This window comes from Halopseudomonas sp. (assembly GCF_036960865.1).
Lineage (GTDB): Bacteria > Pseudomonadota > Gammaproteobacteria > Pseudomonadales > Pseudomonadaceae > Halopseudomonas.
Window position 1 is genome coordinate 315,476 of record NZ_JBALWE010000003.1, and the last position, 13,826, is coordinate 329,301.

The window sequence follows — 13,826 nt, forward strand, 5'->3', positions numbered from 1 at the left end:
CTGCTTGCAGCTTGCCGCTTGAGGCTTGAAGCTGCCATGCAATACTCCGATTTACGTGATTTCATCAAAGGCCTGGAACAGCGCGGCGAACTCAAGCGCATCCAGACACCTGTCTCCCCCGTGCTGGAAATGACCGAAATCTGCGACCGCACCCTGCGCAAGGGCGGCCCCGCACTGCTGTTTGAAAACCCTACAGGCTTTGAGATGCCGGTACTTGGCAACCTGTTCGGCACGCCGGAACGCGTGGCCATGGGCATGGGTGCCGACCAGATCAGCGAGCTGCGCGAAATCGGCAAGCTGCTGGCCTTTCTAAAGGAACCCGATCCACCGAAAGGGCTTAAGGATGCCTGGTCGAAGCTGCCGATCTTCAAGCAGGTGATCAACATGGCGCCCAAGGTTGTGCGCGACGCTCCCTGCCAGGCCACCGTTTTTGAAGGCGACGACGTTGATCTGGGTAGAATTCCAGTGCAAACCTGCTGGCCCGGCGACGCTGGCCCCTTGATTACCTGGGGCCTGGTGATCACCAAGGGTCCGCACAAGGAGCGCCAGAACCTCGGCATTTACCGCCAGCAGGTGATCGGCCGCAACAAGGTAATCATGCGCTGGCTCAGCCACCGCGGCGGCGCCCTGGACTTCAAGGAATGGCAGGAAAAGCACCCCGGCCAACCCTTCCCCGTTGCCGTGGCGCTTGGCGCTGATCCGGCAACCATTCTGGGCGCAGTTACCCCCGTGCCCGACAGCCTCTCGGAATACGCTTTTGCTGGACTCCTGCGCGGCCAGCGCACCGAACTGGTGAAGTGCCGAGGCAGCGACCTGCAGGTACCCGCCAGCGCCGAGATCGTGCTGGAAGGAGTGATCCATCCCGGCGAAATGGCCGATGAGGGCCCCTTTGGTGACCACACCGGTTATTACAACGAGGTTGATCGCTTCCCGGTGTTTACCATCGAGCGCATTACCCAGCGCGAGAAGCCCATCTACCACAGCACCTACACCGGCCGGCCGCCGGATGAACCTGCAGTCCTTGGCGTCGCGCTGAATGAGGTGTTTGTGCCGCTACTGCAAAAGCAGTTCAGTGAAATCACCGATTTCTACCTACCGCCCGAGGGCTGCTCGTACCGCATGGCCGTGGTGTCGATGAAGAAGCAGTACCCCGGGCATGCCAAGCGCGTGATGCTGGGCGTATGGAGCTTCCTGCGGCAGTTTATGTACACCAAGTTTGTCATCGTGGTCGATGACGACATCAACATTCGCGACTGGAACGACATTATCTGGGCCATCACCACCCGCATGGACCCCAAGCGCGATACGGTGATGATCGACAACACCCCGATCGACTACCTCGACTTTGCCTCGCCGGTCTCAGGCCTGGGCAGCAAAATGGGGCTCGACGCCACCAACAAGTGGCCGGGAGAAACGGCGCGCGAGTGGGGCACCGCAATTCATCAGGACCAAAGTGTGATCCAAAGAGTTGATGCACTCTGGGCAGAGCTGGGCATTGATTGATGAGAGTAATCTTGCAGCCTTCGGGGCTGACCCTGAACACAGAACCCGGCGAACGTATTCTAGATGCGGCACGGCGCCTGGGATTTGATGCACCACAAAGCTGCCGCAACGGCAACTGCCATGTCTGCGAAGCCTCCTTGCTGAGTGGCCGCGTTAGGCTGGCCGACGGCACGCAGGTCAGCAGTGGCGAGATATACACCTGCGTGGCAACGCCCGAAAGCGACTGCGAACTGCAGTGGGAGAACATTCTGGCGCCCGGCGAGCTGCCCGTGCGCGAACTGGCCTGCCAGGTCAGCGAGTGTGTCGATATTGGCGCGGACGTCTGGCGGGTGCGCCTGCGGCTGCCGGCCGGCAAGCCCCTGCGCTATCACGCGGGACAGTATCTGTTGCTGGAACGTGAAGGCGCGGAGCCTGCGGCTTTCTCGATCGCCTCCGCGCCTCAGGAAGATCGCTCTCTGGAGCTGCACATTCTTACCCGCGACCCGCTGACCCAAGCCGTGATCGACTACCTGCAAACCCACCGCATCGCGCGCATCCAGGCCCCCTTTGGTGACGCCTGCACACGCCAATTGCCACAGCAGCCGCTGGTACTGATTGCCGCCGGTACGGGTCTGGCGCAAATGCAGAGCCTGATCGAGTTCTGCCTGGCCGAGGGCTTCAGCCAGCCTATTCATCTTTACTGGGGCGTACGCCACAGCGAAGATTTTTATCAGGCGCCACACTGGGAGCGCTGGCAGGCTGCACCGAATCTGTATCTGCACAAGGTGGTCAGTGACGAGGCACAGTGGTCGGGGCGGGATGGCCTGCTGCACCAGGCGGTGTGCGAAGATATTGCCGATCTGGCGGATTACCGCTTTTTCGTCAGCGGCTCACCGCCCATGGTCTACGCCACCCTGGATGCGCTGGTGGCCGCCGGCATGCCGGCAGAGCAGATGCATGCCGATGCTTTCGCCTACGCACCGCGCGAACCGATCAGCGACTGATCAACGGCTCGGCAGCGGCAGCGCCGGCAGGCTCTCTTCCATCAGCACGAAACCTTCGTCGATGATAGCGCGCGAGGCCTGTACCTCCCCCATGCGATCCAGCAAGCGTGCCAGCTCGGCACAGGTCTGAATGTCACGCTTGCTGGCGAAGCTGGCTTCAAGGTAATCCCGCGCCTTGCCCCACAGGCTGTTGCGTTGCGCCAACCGGCCCAGCGCCAGCAATAGGGTGGCGTTATTCGGGTGGGACTGCAGCCACAGCTCTGCAGTGCTCAACTGGCGGGCCGAATCCCGCCCCTGCAGCAGCCCGTATAGATGCACCAGGCGATCGTTGTAACTCGCCTGTAGGGCGGTACGCAGCGCTTCTTCCGCCAACTGCTCGCGCCCCTTGGCGCGCAACTGTAAACAGTAGGCTTCCACCACTACAGGGTCCTCGCGCATGCGCCTCGGCATGCGCTCCCAGGCAGCAATCACCAGGCTGGCCGGATCGGCATCAGCCGCCGCAGCACGCTGCCCTGCCTGTTGCAGTAGCGCACTGTGGACCTGATATTCCAGCGCGTCCTGCTCTTGCGGGGTGAGCACCTGCTGCTTTTGCAACTCGGGCAGCAGTTCCAGCAGGCGCGCCCAATCTTCCAGACGCAGATAAACCTGGCTCATCAACTTGAGCGCATAAAGGTGCTTGGGATGATCTTTGCGCAGACGCGTCAGCGTCGCCAGTGCTTGCTCCAACTGGCCTCGCCCCATCTGCAGCTGTGCCTGAGTCACCGCAATGGCCACATCGGCCTTGGGCGTGCTTTCGTAGGCTTCACGCAGCAGGTTGTCGCACTCGGCGTAATCCCCCATCTCCTGGGCTGCTCGCGCAGCGGCCAGGTAGTTGATCAGGGGCAGCTCGGCATGTGGCGCAGACTTCTTCAGCAACCGCAGCGCGGCCTTCCAGTGGCCTTCGGCAAACTCCAGCAAACCGCGGGTGGCAATCACGTTGGCGCGCTGCTGCAAATTGCGCCGAGACCAAGGGTTGATGCGACGGCCCGAGGCGTTCAACACCCGCACCAGTGCCCGCACCAGCAGCACCAGCAACCAAAGCGCCAACAGGAAACCCAGACCAACCCAGATACTGGTTTCAATGGAAAAATTACGCCAGGCGATCAGCAGGTAACCCGGATCTTCTGCCACGGCCATGCCCAATAGCGCAGCCACCAGCACTACGGCGAGGATCGCGATGTAGCTTTTACTCATCAGCGGCCTCCGGCTGCTGGGCAGCGCTGGAGGAGCGGCGAGCCTGAATGTAGGCGGCCAGGCTTTGTTGCAGCGGCGCCAGTTCAGGCGGATTCAGGCTGACCGCTTCGTCGTGCAAGGCCTGCAATTGCTTTTGCATGCCCTGCACCTTCGGGTTCTTCAGCTCGAAGTACTGCTGCAGCATCTTGTCTGCCCGATCCAGGCTGGCCTGATAGACCTGCTCTTCTCCGCGCAGCGCGGCCCATTGGGCCTGCTCCAGTGTCAGCTGCAGGGTGCGCTGGACGCGCTGCATCTCTGCCTCATCCAGCAGCGGGGTAATCACTTTGCCGCGCTGAAAATCAACTCGCACATAACGTTCCAGACGCATCAACACCCGATCCCAGCGATCGCGACGCTGCAGGCGGTCGGCATATTCTTCTTCGGTGGTTACTTCATCGGGATCAAATTCGGGCACTGGTAACAGCACCAACCGCTCGACCTGATCGCGCAGCGCCGCCAGACGCAGGAACACGCCTGGGCGATCCAGCTCGGGCAGAGCTTCAAGTTCGGCCTGATACTGCGCCAGCTGTTCGCGTACGCCATACAGTCCGCTATCGGGCATGGATTTGAGTATGCCGTCGACCGTCGTCAGCAGCTCACGCGCAGCACTGACATCCTGGACTGCCAGCAAGCGCAGCGATGCCAGACGCAGCAAATACTGCGCCTCGGCAAGTTTCCAGTCTTCCCGGCCATCGCCTTGCAGGATATCCAGACGCTCGCCAATGGCCTGCTGGCTACGCTGCATTTCAGCGACCAAGCGTTGCATGGACTGCCAATCGGCACCTTGCGGCACGCCTTCCAAGCGGTCATCCAAGCGTTGCTGACGCTGCTCGCCGCCGGCTTGCAACTGTTCCAGCAACTGCTTCAGTTGCGCTTGTTGTTGCTGCCATTGCCAACCGCTGAACGCAAGTGCGCCCAAAGCAATCAGTAACGCCAGCCAAACCAGACCGCGGCCGCCGCTTCTGGCGTTGGGCACACCGGCTTGACGTGGCGGCGCGGCAGACTTGGCCTTTTTCGCAGAAGCGGCTGGCTTAGCCTCAGCGGTGGGTTTTCCGCCATCGACTGGCGAACTGGCCGCCGCGGGAGAGGGATCGGGCTTATTGGCCCCCACGCTGCTCGCCGACGCATCCTGCGTGCTGCTTCTGTCAGTGTTCTTGTTTGGTTCGATTGGTTCCACGCGTATCCCCTTTAATCCTTCAGCGGGTGGGCTTGCACCGCCGCAAATATGGCTGCGTCATCCGCACCCCCGCAGATTACTACATCGTCACAGCCAAGGTCTGCGGCCAGCGCCGCAACCCGCGCACTGGGCACCCAGCATCGCCAATGGCGCTGCTGCGACCAATGGGCTCCGGCGCTCTCGCGCCAATGCGTCAGCGCCTGGGTGCTGAGCACCACTATTCCGTCGACACCAGTGGCAGCAACCGCTGCCAATTTGATCTCCAGATCCGGCGGCGGTTCACGTCGATACAATTCAAGGTAGTCTACCTGACCGCCTGCGGCACACACCTGCTCGGCCAGGTGCTCACGGCCACCCACCCCGCGCCAGATCATTACCTTCAGGTCAGCGTGGGAAAAATGCGACTGCCACAGCGGCAGGCGCATCAGTGCTTCGCTGTCCTGACCATCACCGGGAAACTGCACCGGCAACGCGTAGTCGCTCAGCGGTGCGGCACTGGCGGGCCCAACGGCCAGCCAGTCGATGCCGACCGGCGCCTGCGGCCAATAACGGTCCAGCAACTCGAGCCCCAGGGTCGCGGCCAGACGACTGACCACAATGACCACCTGATAACGATCCAGCTCCAGCATCAAGCGACGTTGCGTGTCCGTTTCTTGCAACGGAACCAGCGCCAGCAGCGGCAGGCTTTCACACGCCACCCCCAACTCGCACAATCGCTGTGCCAGGCGCTGATTATCGTCCGGCTGCCGGGTCAGCAGAATGCGGCTCACCGAGGCGGCTCACCTGCATAGACGGCATCCAGAATAGCCTGGGCCCCCTGGCTCAGCAGATCTTCAGCGACGGCGATACCCAGGCTTTCCGGATCCACCTCACTACCTCGGGCCTCGGCGCGCAGCATGGTGGTCCCGTCCGGGTCACCGACCAAGCCACGAAGCCACAGGCTGCCGTTTGCGCGCTCGGCGTAACAGGCAATCGGCACCTGGCAGCCACCATTCAGGCGGGTGTTCAGGGCACGTTCAGCGCGCACGCGCAGCGCGCTATCTTCATCGTTCATCTGCGCCAGCAGCGCATGCAGCTGAGTATCGCTAGTGCGACATTCGATACCTACCGCGCCCTGCCCGCCGGCAGGCAGGCTTTCCTCCGGTGGCATTGCGTAACGGATACGCGACTCAAAGCCGAGACGCATGAGGCCTGCGGCGGCGAGGATAATGGCGTCGTACTCGCCGGCATCCAGCTTGGCCAGCCGAGTGTTGACGTTGCCGCGCAGAAAGCGCACTTGCAGATCCGGGCGACGGGCCATCAACTGCGCCTGACGGCGCAGGCTGGAGGTGCCGACGATGCTGCCGGCAGGCATGCTGTCGACCCGGTCGTACTGGTTGGAGACAAAGGCGTCGCGCGGATCTTCACGCTCGCAGATGGCGTAGAGTCCCAGACCCTCCGGAAACTGCATGGGCACATCCTTCATCGAGTGCACGGCCAGGTCGGCTTCGTCGTTAAGGATGGCGGTTTCCAGCTCCTTGACGAACAAGCCCTTGCCGCCGATTTTTGCCAGCGGCGAGTCAAGCAACTGGTCGCCACGGCTGACCATAGGCACCAGGCTAACTTGGATGGAGGGATCGAGTTGTTCGAGGCGCGCCTTGACGTATTCGGCCTGCCACAGGGCCAAAGCGCTCTTGCGGGTGGCAATTCGCAGATGTCGAGTCATGGGATTCTCATTTAAAACCAGCCTGCATGATACGCCATGCCCCTGCTGGCATCCATGCGGGCGGCTGCCGCACTCGACTCACAAGCGATCCATCAAGCGGCGCACCCCCGGCACGTGACGTCGACTGACGGTCAGGGTTTCGCCCTCCAGATCCTTGAGGCAAAGCTCAAAGTGGCCCATGGAGGTGCGTTGCAGACATTCAATACGACTGCGCGCGACCAATGCATTCCGGTGAATGCGGACAAACTCGTCGCCAAACTCTTCCTCCAGCGACTTCAGCGGCTCGTCCAGCAGAACCTCACCATGCAGATGGCGTAGGGTGACGTATTTGTGATCGGCAATAAAATAGAGCACATCTTCAATCGGGATCAGTTCGATCCCCTTGCGGGTACGCGCGCTGATGTGGCTGCGCGCCTGGCCGGTCTCGGCCTGATTGCCGGCCTTGCCGAGGCTGGCCAGCTGCATGCGGTTGGGCCGCTGCGCCTTGGCCAGCGCGCTGGCCAGATCTTCGCTGCGTACCGGCTTGAGCAGATAGCCCACGGCGCTGACGGCAAAGGCGTCGAGCGCATACTCCCCGTGCGCCGTACAGAACACCACCGCCGGCGCGTCGCTGTCTTCACAGAGCTTGGCTGCGGTCTGCAGGCCATCGAGGCCTGGCATCCGAATGTCCAGCAGGATAATGTCCGGCCGTTGTTCCTCAACCAGGCGCAGCGCTTCGTGACCATTGCTGGCCATCTCCGGCAGCGCCTTGTAACCGGGCAAAGCGGCGACCAGGCGGGCCAGCCGCTCGCGTGCCAAGGGTTCATCGTCAGCGATCAGTACTTTCATGCCTCAATGACTTCTCTGCTGTAGTGAAGGCGTTTGCCTACAAGGATAGACCAGCCTGCTGAAGAAGCATGCGCCTTCACGCCACAGCTCCACGCGCGCCTGCTCGCCGAACAGAGCCTGCAGACGTGCGCGAATATTTTCCATGGCCATGCGGGCGCCCTGATGGTTCTCCGTTTGCTCAGGACAGGTGTTACGCACCAGAAGTTCAACCTGCTGTTCACTATAGCGCGCAGTAATTTCAATTTCGCCGCCATCCAGGCGTGGTTGCAGTCCATGCAGGATGGCGTTTTCCAGTAGTGGCTGCAGCGTCAGTAGCGGCATGGGCGTGCTGTCAGGCAGCGCCTCAACCTGCCAGCTGACGCGCATCCGCTCACCCAGGCGGTATTGTTCAATACGCAGGTAGCCTTCACACAGGCGTCGCTCTTCGCCCCAGGTTGCCAAAGCGTCCGCGCTGCCGAGATTGGCGCGAAACAGGTCGGACAAATCCAGCACAGACTGCTCCGCCTTGTGCGGATCAGAGCCAATTAGGCTGACGATGCTGTTCAGGCTGTTGAATAGAAAGTGCGGTCGAATACGCGATTGCAGCGCCTGCAATCGCGCGCGCAACTCTGCCTGGTTCTGCCGCTGCCACTGTTGCTGCAGATAAAAATAGCGCAGCAGCAGACTGGTCATGATCAAGGCGATCACGCCGTGGCGCAGCAACTGCTCGATTTGCCAGTGCAGCGCGCCCGTCATGCCGCGATAGACAATCCAGTCACCCAGCACGGTAAAGGCCAGCGTCAGCCCCACCACCACCGCAAAGCAAACGGCGATCGCCAGCCCAAGCGGGCGGCGCTGCATCCAATTGCGCAAATGGCACAGGAGCGCCGCAGAAAGCAGTACGATCCACTGTACAAACAACGAGGCCATCGCCAGCCCTAGCCAGTTGAAACCCTCGGTCACCGGCTGCGCCAGCACCCAGACCAGAACCACCAGTTGTGCCAGCACCACCAGGGTGAAAACAGCAACTGACGAGCACAGGTCAGGGAGGAAAAAATCCTCACCGGCGTAGGGCTGTTTAAGCAACGACCAGAATCCATTCTTCATTGCGCAAGTGTCCGCCAGCCGGGCGCCATCGTGCAAGCGTGAAATGGTATGCTATGGGCTTTTACTCGCAGCGGAACAGTCCGACACATGAGCCAAGACCAGACAACCAATCAATCCTGGGGTGGCCGGTTCAGCGAACCGGTTGATGCCTTCGTCGCCCGCTTCACCGCCTCGGTGGATTTCGACAAGCGCCTCTACAAGCACGACATTCAGGGCTCCATTGCCCACGCCACCATGCTGGCCAAGGTCGGCGTACTGAGCGACGCCGAGCGCGACACCATCATCGAAGGTCTGCGCGCCATCCAGACTGAAATCGAAGCCGGCGAGTTCGCCTGGAGCGTCGAGCTGGAAGACGTGCACATGAACATCGAAGCACGCCTGACCGACCGCATCGGCATCACCGGCAAAAAGCTGCATACTGGCCGGTCTCGCAACGACCAGGTGGCTACCGACATCCGCCTTTGGCTGCGTGACGAGATCGACGTCATCCTTGCCGAGCTGGAGCGCCTGCAAACCGGCCTTCTGGACCAGGCCGAGCGCCACAACGCGGTGATCATGCCCGGGTTCACGCACCTGCAAACCGCGCAACCGGTCACCTTCGGCCATCATCTGCTGGCCTGGTTTGAAATGCTCCAGCGCGACCGCGAGCGCCTGCTCGACTGCCGCAAGCGGGTCAATCGCATGCCGCTGGGCAGCGCCGCATTGGCTGGCACCACTTACCCGATTGACCGCAGCATCACCTGCGAGCTGCTGGGCTTCGATGCCATTTCCGGCAACTCGCTGGATGGCGTATCAGACCGCGACTTCGCCATCGAATTCTGCGCTGCTGCGGCCCTGGCGATGATGCACCTGTCGCGCTTTTCCGAAGAGCTGGTGCTCTGGACCAGCGCGCAGTTCAACTTCATCGAGCTGCCCGACCGCTTCTGCACCGGCTCCTCGATCATGCCGCAGAAGAAGAATCCGGATGTCCCCGAGCTGGTGCGCGGCAAGTCCGGCCGCGTTTACGGCCACCTGATGGGCCTGCTGACGCTGATGAAGAGCCAGCCACTGGCCTACAACAAGGACAACCAGGAAGACAAGGAACCCCTGTTTGACGCCGTCGACACACTGCGCGACTGCCTGCGCGCCTTTGCCGACATGATCCCAGCGATTCAGCCGCGCGAAGAGATGATGCGTGAAGCGGCGCTGCGTGGCTTTTCCACCGCCACCGACCTGGCAGATTACCTGGTACGCAAGGGCCTGCCGTTCCGCGACTGCCACGAGATCGTCGGCCACGCGGTCAAGTATGGCGTCGACAGTAAAAAGGATTTGGCCGAAATGAGCCTTGATGAACTGCGCCGCTTCAGCGATCAGATCGAGCAGGACGTGTTCGAAGTGCTGACCCTGGAAGGCTCGGTGAACGCCCGAGATCACATCGGCGGTACCGCACCGGCCCAGGTATTGGCCGCCGTGCAGCGCGGCCGCGCGTTACTGGGCGGCTAAGCCCTCCGGCGCAATAACAACAAACCCGCCAATCGGCGGGTTTGTTGTTATTGGCTGCGGGCCCGGGCTCTGCCGGGCTAACGCTGCAAACTCAACCTTCGTCTGCCAGCTCCACCGACAGGACGTAGGTACCGTTGCTACGGTCGTCGTAATCCTTGCTGATCAGCTGGTAGGTGCCGGCGTCCAGATAACGACCGATACGCGAATTGGTGCCGCCGGCACCATCATCGTCCTCCAGGTCCAGCCCACCACCTTGCAGGCGCAGCAGCGCATCAAAGTCCGCCGAGATCAGGTCGACGTGATAGAAGCCCGGCTCGCTGATAACCAGAGTCGTCTGGGTACCCTGCTCGCTAGTGATACGCCCCGCAATCAGCTCGCCCGGACGAATGCGATTGCCGTCACCACTGATAGGTTGCAGCGAGCTGGTCAGTTCAAACAGCCCCGCCCCGCCATCGGCGGTCGTCGCCCCTGCGCGGTAGGTACCTGGCTGCACCAGCGCGGTGATCAGGGCATCCAGATCGCCGCCGCTATCGTCATCCTCAACATCCACACCCGAGCCCTGCAGGGTCAGATAGCTGTCTACTTCAGATGAACTCATGCGCACCCGCAGCAGGGCACGTTCCGGCACCACCAACTGATACTGTCTCGGGCTGCTGTCCGCCAGACCGGAGATTGTCTGGCCAATGCTCAACTCGCCGCCGTTGGTCAACTCTACGCCCTGAGGCAGCGCACGCTGACTGACCTGCAGGTCATAGGTACCTTCAGCTGGCTGGTCCAGCGCGGTAGCGGTAACCTGGTAGTTGCCCGGCTGCAGCTGCGCAACCAGTTGCGAGTCGGTGCTCTGCCCGTAGTCATCATTTTCCAGCTCCAATCCACCGCCGCTGAGTTTGAGCACGGTATCGAGCTCATCCGAACTCATGCTGATCTGATAGAGCCCGGGCTCACTGACACTGAGCTGATAGCTGTTGGCGTCCTGCCCGGGGCTCAATAAGCCATAGATCGACTCATCCAGCACCAGTGCGCCGCTATTCTGCGGCGTGATCTTCTCCAGCTCCAGGGCAAAGGGGCCGTAGCCATTATCGGCGCTGCCGCTGACACCCAGGCGGTAGCGACCGCTGGCCTCGGGCGCCAGATGCAGGCCACCCTGGCGTGGACCGTTGACCAGTTGGCCACGCTCATCCAGCAGCGTCAGCACGGCGTCTTCCAGCGCACCGGTGACACGCACACGCACCAGATCGCCCTGCTGCAACTTCAGATCAAAAATCTGATAGTGCGAACCGTCGCTTATATTCAGCGGGCTCGAACTGGTAATTTCGCCCTGCAGGCGGGTGGTGTCCTGGGTTGTCAGATCGGTGGACGAGGGCAAACCGGCACAGCCGGTCAGCCCGATAGCCAGAGCGACAGCGAGAATGGAACGGGGATAGGGGAATATCGAGGCAGTAGAAGACCGCATGCAAAATCCTTCTGGAAGTTGAATCATCCTGCGAAGGCCTGAGATAGAGGCCTTCGCTGCGCAACGCAGAGGGATTATGCCGTATCGGCTTGCCGCGGTGCCATGCCCACTTTCGGGTATGTGCGCTACTGCCACTTTTCATGGCGCGGCATTGAGATATCCAGACTTACCAGATGAACGAGCACATACCGGCTTGCCCACGAGCCGCGCCGGTAGTCAATCCGGTAATCTGACGTCCCTGCGCGCAGGTCTGAATGTGCGGACCGCGCGGATGGAAACGCAAAACGGCGTTACACCCGAGGCCATCAGACGCTCCCGCTCAACCCGCCAGCGGCTGCTGCTGGGTAATGCAGTGAATATTGCCGCCGCCAAGCAGTATCTCGCGCCCCGGCACCGTGACCACCCGGCGCTCGGGAAAGAGTTGCTGCAGTATTTCCAGGGCGGCGGCATCCTGCGGGTCGTCGAAGGCGGGAGCGACGATACCGTCGTTGACGATCAGAAAGTTGACGTAGGAGCCGGCCAGTTGAATGGCAGGGTCGCGCGGCTGGCTGCCGGGCACGGTCAGCACACCGGCGCATTCTTCACTGGTGGCAAACAGTGGCCCGGGGATAGGGATACGATGCACCAACAGCTCACGCCCCTGCGCATCACGGGCGTCTTCCAACACCCGGGCCGCCGCCTGACAGCGTGCGAAATTGGGGCTGCTTTCATCGTCGGTCCAGGCCAGCAACACCTCACCGGGGCGGACGAAACAGCAGAAGTTGTCGACATGGCCGTCGGTTTCGTCGTTATAGAGCCCGTGCGGCAGCCAGATGACTTTGCTGATGCCCAGGTGGTCGGCCAGCATCAGCTCTATCTCTTCGCGCTGCAGGTGCGGGTTGCGATTGGCATTGAGCAGGCACTCCTCGGTGGTCAGCAGCGTGCCTTCGCCATCCACATGAAAGGAGCCGCCCTCCAGCACAAAGCCCTCGGTGCGATAACGCGGGCAGTGCTCCATGGCGAGAATCTTGTCGGCCACCTGATCATCCAGCGTCCAGTCAGCGTACAGGCCACCGTTGTGTCCACCCCAGGCATTGAAGGTCCAGTCCACCCCGCGCAGGCCGCCCTGGCCGTTAATCACGAAGGTGGGGCCGGTGTCGCGCACCCAGGCATCGTTACTGCTCATCTCCACCACACGGATGCCCGGGTGATCCAGCATGGCTGACGCGTTGGCATAGTGCGCCGCACTGGCGCAGACGGTCACCGGCTCGAAGCTGGCGATCGCCTTGGCCACGTCGGCAAAGGCCTGTTGCGCCGGAGCGGCCTGATCACGCCAATTGTCGGGCCGCTCCGGCCAAACCATCCAGGTCTGACGGTGCGGCGCCCATTCGGCGGGCATGAAGTATCCATCCTGGCGCGGCGTGCTGTGCAGGGTATACATGGGTCTCAGGACTCCTGTGAACCGTCCAGGGTTTTGATCGGGCCGTACAGGTTAGGCCGACGATCACGAAACACACCCCAGGCGCTGCGAATGTGCTCCAGCGCATCCAGATCGAACTCCTGCACCAGCACGCCGGTTTCAGTCTCGTTCAGTTCCTGCACCTTTTCACCAAACTGGTTGGCGATGAACGAGGAGCCATAGAAGGTAATGTCGTAATCGCCCTGCTCTTCCTTGCCGATACGATTACTCGCCACCAGCGGCATCAGGTTAGCCCCGGCGTGCCCCTGCTGCACGCGCTGCCAGTGATCGCGCGAGCTGATGGTGGCGTCGTGCGGTTCGCTGCCGATAGCGGTGGGATAGAACAGAATCTCGGCGCCCATCAGCGCCATACTGCGCGCGCACTCGGGGAACCACTGATCCCAGCAGATGCCCACGCCGATTTTGGCGTAACGGGTCTGCCAAACCTTGAAGCCGGTATCGCCGGGGTTGAAGTAATACTTCTCGTGGTAGCCGGGGCCATCTGGAATATGGCTTTTGCGGTACACGCCCAGGTTGCGGCCGTCGGCATCGATAATCGCGATGCTGTTGTAACGTGCACGACCGGCCAGCTCAAAGAAGCTGATCGGCAGTACCACGCTCAGCTCCTTGGCCAGCGCCTTAAAATGGGCAATAGCGGGGTTCTCGTCCACCGTAGTGGCGAGCTGCAGGTAGTCGGCATTCGGCTTTTGGCAGAAGTAAGGGGTTTCAAACAGCTCCTGGATCAGGATGATCTGCGCGCCCTGCGCGGCAGCCTCGCGTACCAGCTTTTCTGCCTGCGCGATATTGGCTTCACGATCCCAGGAACAGCTCATCTGGGTTGCAGCTACGGTGACAGTACGGGTCATGACGCACTCCTGACGAGAAATAAGTTTGACGCA

Annotated in this window: 12 protein-coding genes; 3 read left to right on the top strand and 9 right to left on the bottom strand. The window is 61.6% G+C overall.

Going from position 1 to position 13,826, the window contains the following annotated elements; genetic code table 11:
- Positions 1-36: 36 nt before the first annotated feature.
- Both ubiD and V7747_RS06025 read left to right on the top strand, forming a co-directional pair.
- The gene (gene ubiD, locus V7747_RS06020) at positions 37-1,503 is read left to right on the top strand and encodes a 4-hydroxy-3-polyprenylbenzoate decarboxylase (RefSeq protein ID WP_335615146.1); all 1,467 of its coding nucleotides are present in this window, start codon (positions 37-39) and stop codon (positions 1,501-1,503) included.
- Positions 1,503-2,486: a CDP-6-deoxy-delta-3,4-glucoseen reductase gene (locus V7747_RS06025; RefSeq protein WP_335615147.1), complete on the top strand. Its 984-nt coding sequence runs from the start codon at positions 1,503-1,505 to the stop codon at positions 2,484-2,486. Before ubiD ends, V7747_RS06025 begins: the two co-directional genes overlap by 1 nt.
- Here V7747_RS06025 and V7747_RS06030 read toward each other — a convergent pair whose 3' ends face one another.
- The 6 genes from V7747_RS06030 to V7747_RS06055 form a co-directional block, all read right to left on the bottom strand.
- A complete protein-coding gene (locus V7747_RS06030) occupies positions 2,487-3,719 on the bottom strand; it encodes a heme biosynthesis protein HemY (protein ID WP_335615148.1) in 1,233 nt (410 codons plus the stop codon). It lies immediately after the preceding gene.
- The gene (locus tag V7747_RS06035) at positions 3,712-4,734 is read right to left on the bottom strand and encodes a uroporphyrinogen-III C-methyltransferase (RefSeq protein WP_335615149.1); all 1,023 of its coding nucleotides are present in this window, start codon (positions 4,732-4,734) and stop codon (positions 3,712-3,714) included. The genes V7747_RS06030 and V7747_RS06035 overlap by 8 nt, the downstream gene beginning before the upstream one ends.
- A gap of 212 nt (positions 4,735-4,946) precedes the next feature.
- Complete coding sequence (locus V7747_RS06040) at positions 4,947-5,705, bottom strand: uroporphyrinogen-III synthase (RefSeq protein WP_335615150.1); 759 nt, start codon at positions 5,703-5,705, stop codon at positions 4,947-4,949.
- Positions 5,702-6,640, bottom strand: a complete 939-nt coding sequence (gene hemC, locus V7747_RS06045; RefSeq protein WP_335615151.1) for a hydroxymethylbilane synthase — start codon at positions 6,638-6,640, stop codon at positions 5,702-5,704. Before hemC ends, V7747_RS06040 begins: the two co-directional genes overlap by 4 nt.
- 78 nt (positions 6,641-6,718) lie before the next feature.
- The gene (locus tag V7747_RS06050; RefSeq protein WP_335615152.1) at positions 6,719-7,468 is read right to left on the bottom strand and encodes a LytR/AlgR family response regulator transcription factor; all 750 of its coding nucleotides are present in this window, start codon (positions 7,466-7,468) and stop codon (positions 6,719-6,721) included.
- Between the two features lie 3 nt (positions 7,469-7,471).
- The gene (locus V7747_RS06055; RefSeq protein WP_335615153.1) at positions 7,472-8,554 is read right to left on the bottom strand and encodes a sensor histidine kinase; all 1,083 of its coding nucleotides are present in this window, start codon (positions 8,552-8,554) and stop codon (positions 7,472-7,474) included.
- 87 nt (positions 8,555-8,641) lie between these two features.
- Here V7747_RS06055 and argH point away from each other — a divergent pair, with 87 nt between their 5' ends.
- Positions 8,642-10,036: an argininosuccinate lyase gene (gene argH, locus V7747_RS06060; protein WP_335615154.1), complete on the top strand. Its 1,395-nt coding sequence runs from the start codon at positions 8,642-8,644 to the stop codon at positions 10,034-10,036.
- Positions 10,037-10,127: 91 nt separating this feature from the next.
- Here the strand turns inward: argH and V7747_RS06065 are convergent, their stop codons facing one another.
- The 3 genes from V7747_RS06065 to aguB all read right to left on the bottom strand — a co-directional run bounded on the left by V7747_RS06065 (position 10,128) and on the right by aguB (position 13,793).
- Positions 10,128-11,489: a hypothetical protein gene (locus V7747_RS06065; RefSeq protein WP_335615155.1), complete on the bottom strand. Its 1,362-nt coding sequence runs from the start codon at positions 11,487-11,489 to the stop codon at positions 10,128-10,130.
- A gap of 319 nt (positions 11,490-11,808) precedes the next feature.
- Positions 11,809-12,909, bottom strand: a complete 1,101-nt coding sequence (aguA, locus tag V7747_RS06070) for an agmatine deiminase (RefSeq protein WP_335615156.1) — start codon at positions 12,907-12,909, stop codon at positions 11,809-11,811.
- A gap of 5 nt (positions 12,910-12,914) precedes the next feature.
- Positions 12,915-13,793 carry an N-carbamoylputrescine amidase gene (gene aguB, locus V7747_RS06075; protein WP_335615157.1) on the bottom strand — a complete coding sequence of 293 codons (879 nt, stop codon included), beginning with the start codon at positions 13,791-13,793 and terminating at the stop codon, positions 12,915-12,917.
- Positions 13,794-13,826 lie beyond the last annotated feature (33 nt).

Bases quoted from the DNA above. Each gene is read 5' to 3' on its own strand.
- aguA (WP_335615156.1), bottom strand. From the start codon at position 12,909: ATGTATACCCTGCACAGCACGCCGCGCCAGGATGGATACTTCATGCCC.
- aguB (WP_335615157.1), bottom strand. From the start codon at position 13,793: ATGACCCGTACTGTCACCGTAGCTGCAACCCAGATGAGCTGTTCCTGG.
- V7747_RS06050 (WP_335615152.1), bottom strand. From the start codon at position 7,468: ATGAAAGTACTGATCGCTGACGATGAACCCTTGGCACGCGAGCGGCTG.
- argH (WP_335615154.1), top strand. From the start codon at position 8,642: ATGAGCCAAGACCAGACAACCAATCAATCCTGGGGTGGCCGGTTCAGC.
- V7747_RS06025 (WP_335615147.1), top strand. From the start codon at position 1,503: ATGAGAGTAATCTTGCAGCCTTCGGGGCTGACCCTGAACACAGAACCC.
- ubiD (WP_335615146.1), top strand. From the start codon at position 37: ATGCAATACTCCGATTTACGTGATTTCATCAAAGGCCTGGAACAGCGC.
- V7747_RS06030 (WP_335615148.1), bottom strand. From the start codon at position 3,719: ATGAGTAAAAGCTACATCGCGATCCTCGCCGTAGTGCTGGTGGCTGCG.
- V7747_RS06055 (WP_335615153.1), bottom strand. From the start codon at position 8,554: ATGAAGAATGGATTCTGGTCGTTGCTTAAACAGCCCTACGCCGGTGAG.
- hemC (WP_335615151.1), bottom strand. From the start codon at position 6,640: ATGACTCGACATCTGCGAATTGCCACCCGCAAGAGCGCTTTGGCCCTG.
- V7747_RS06065 (WP_335615155.1), bottom strand. From the start codon at position 11,489: ATGCGGTCTTCTACTGCCTCGATATTCCCCTATCCCCGTTCCATTCTC.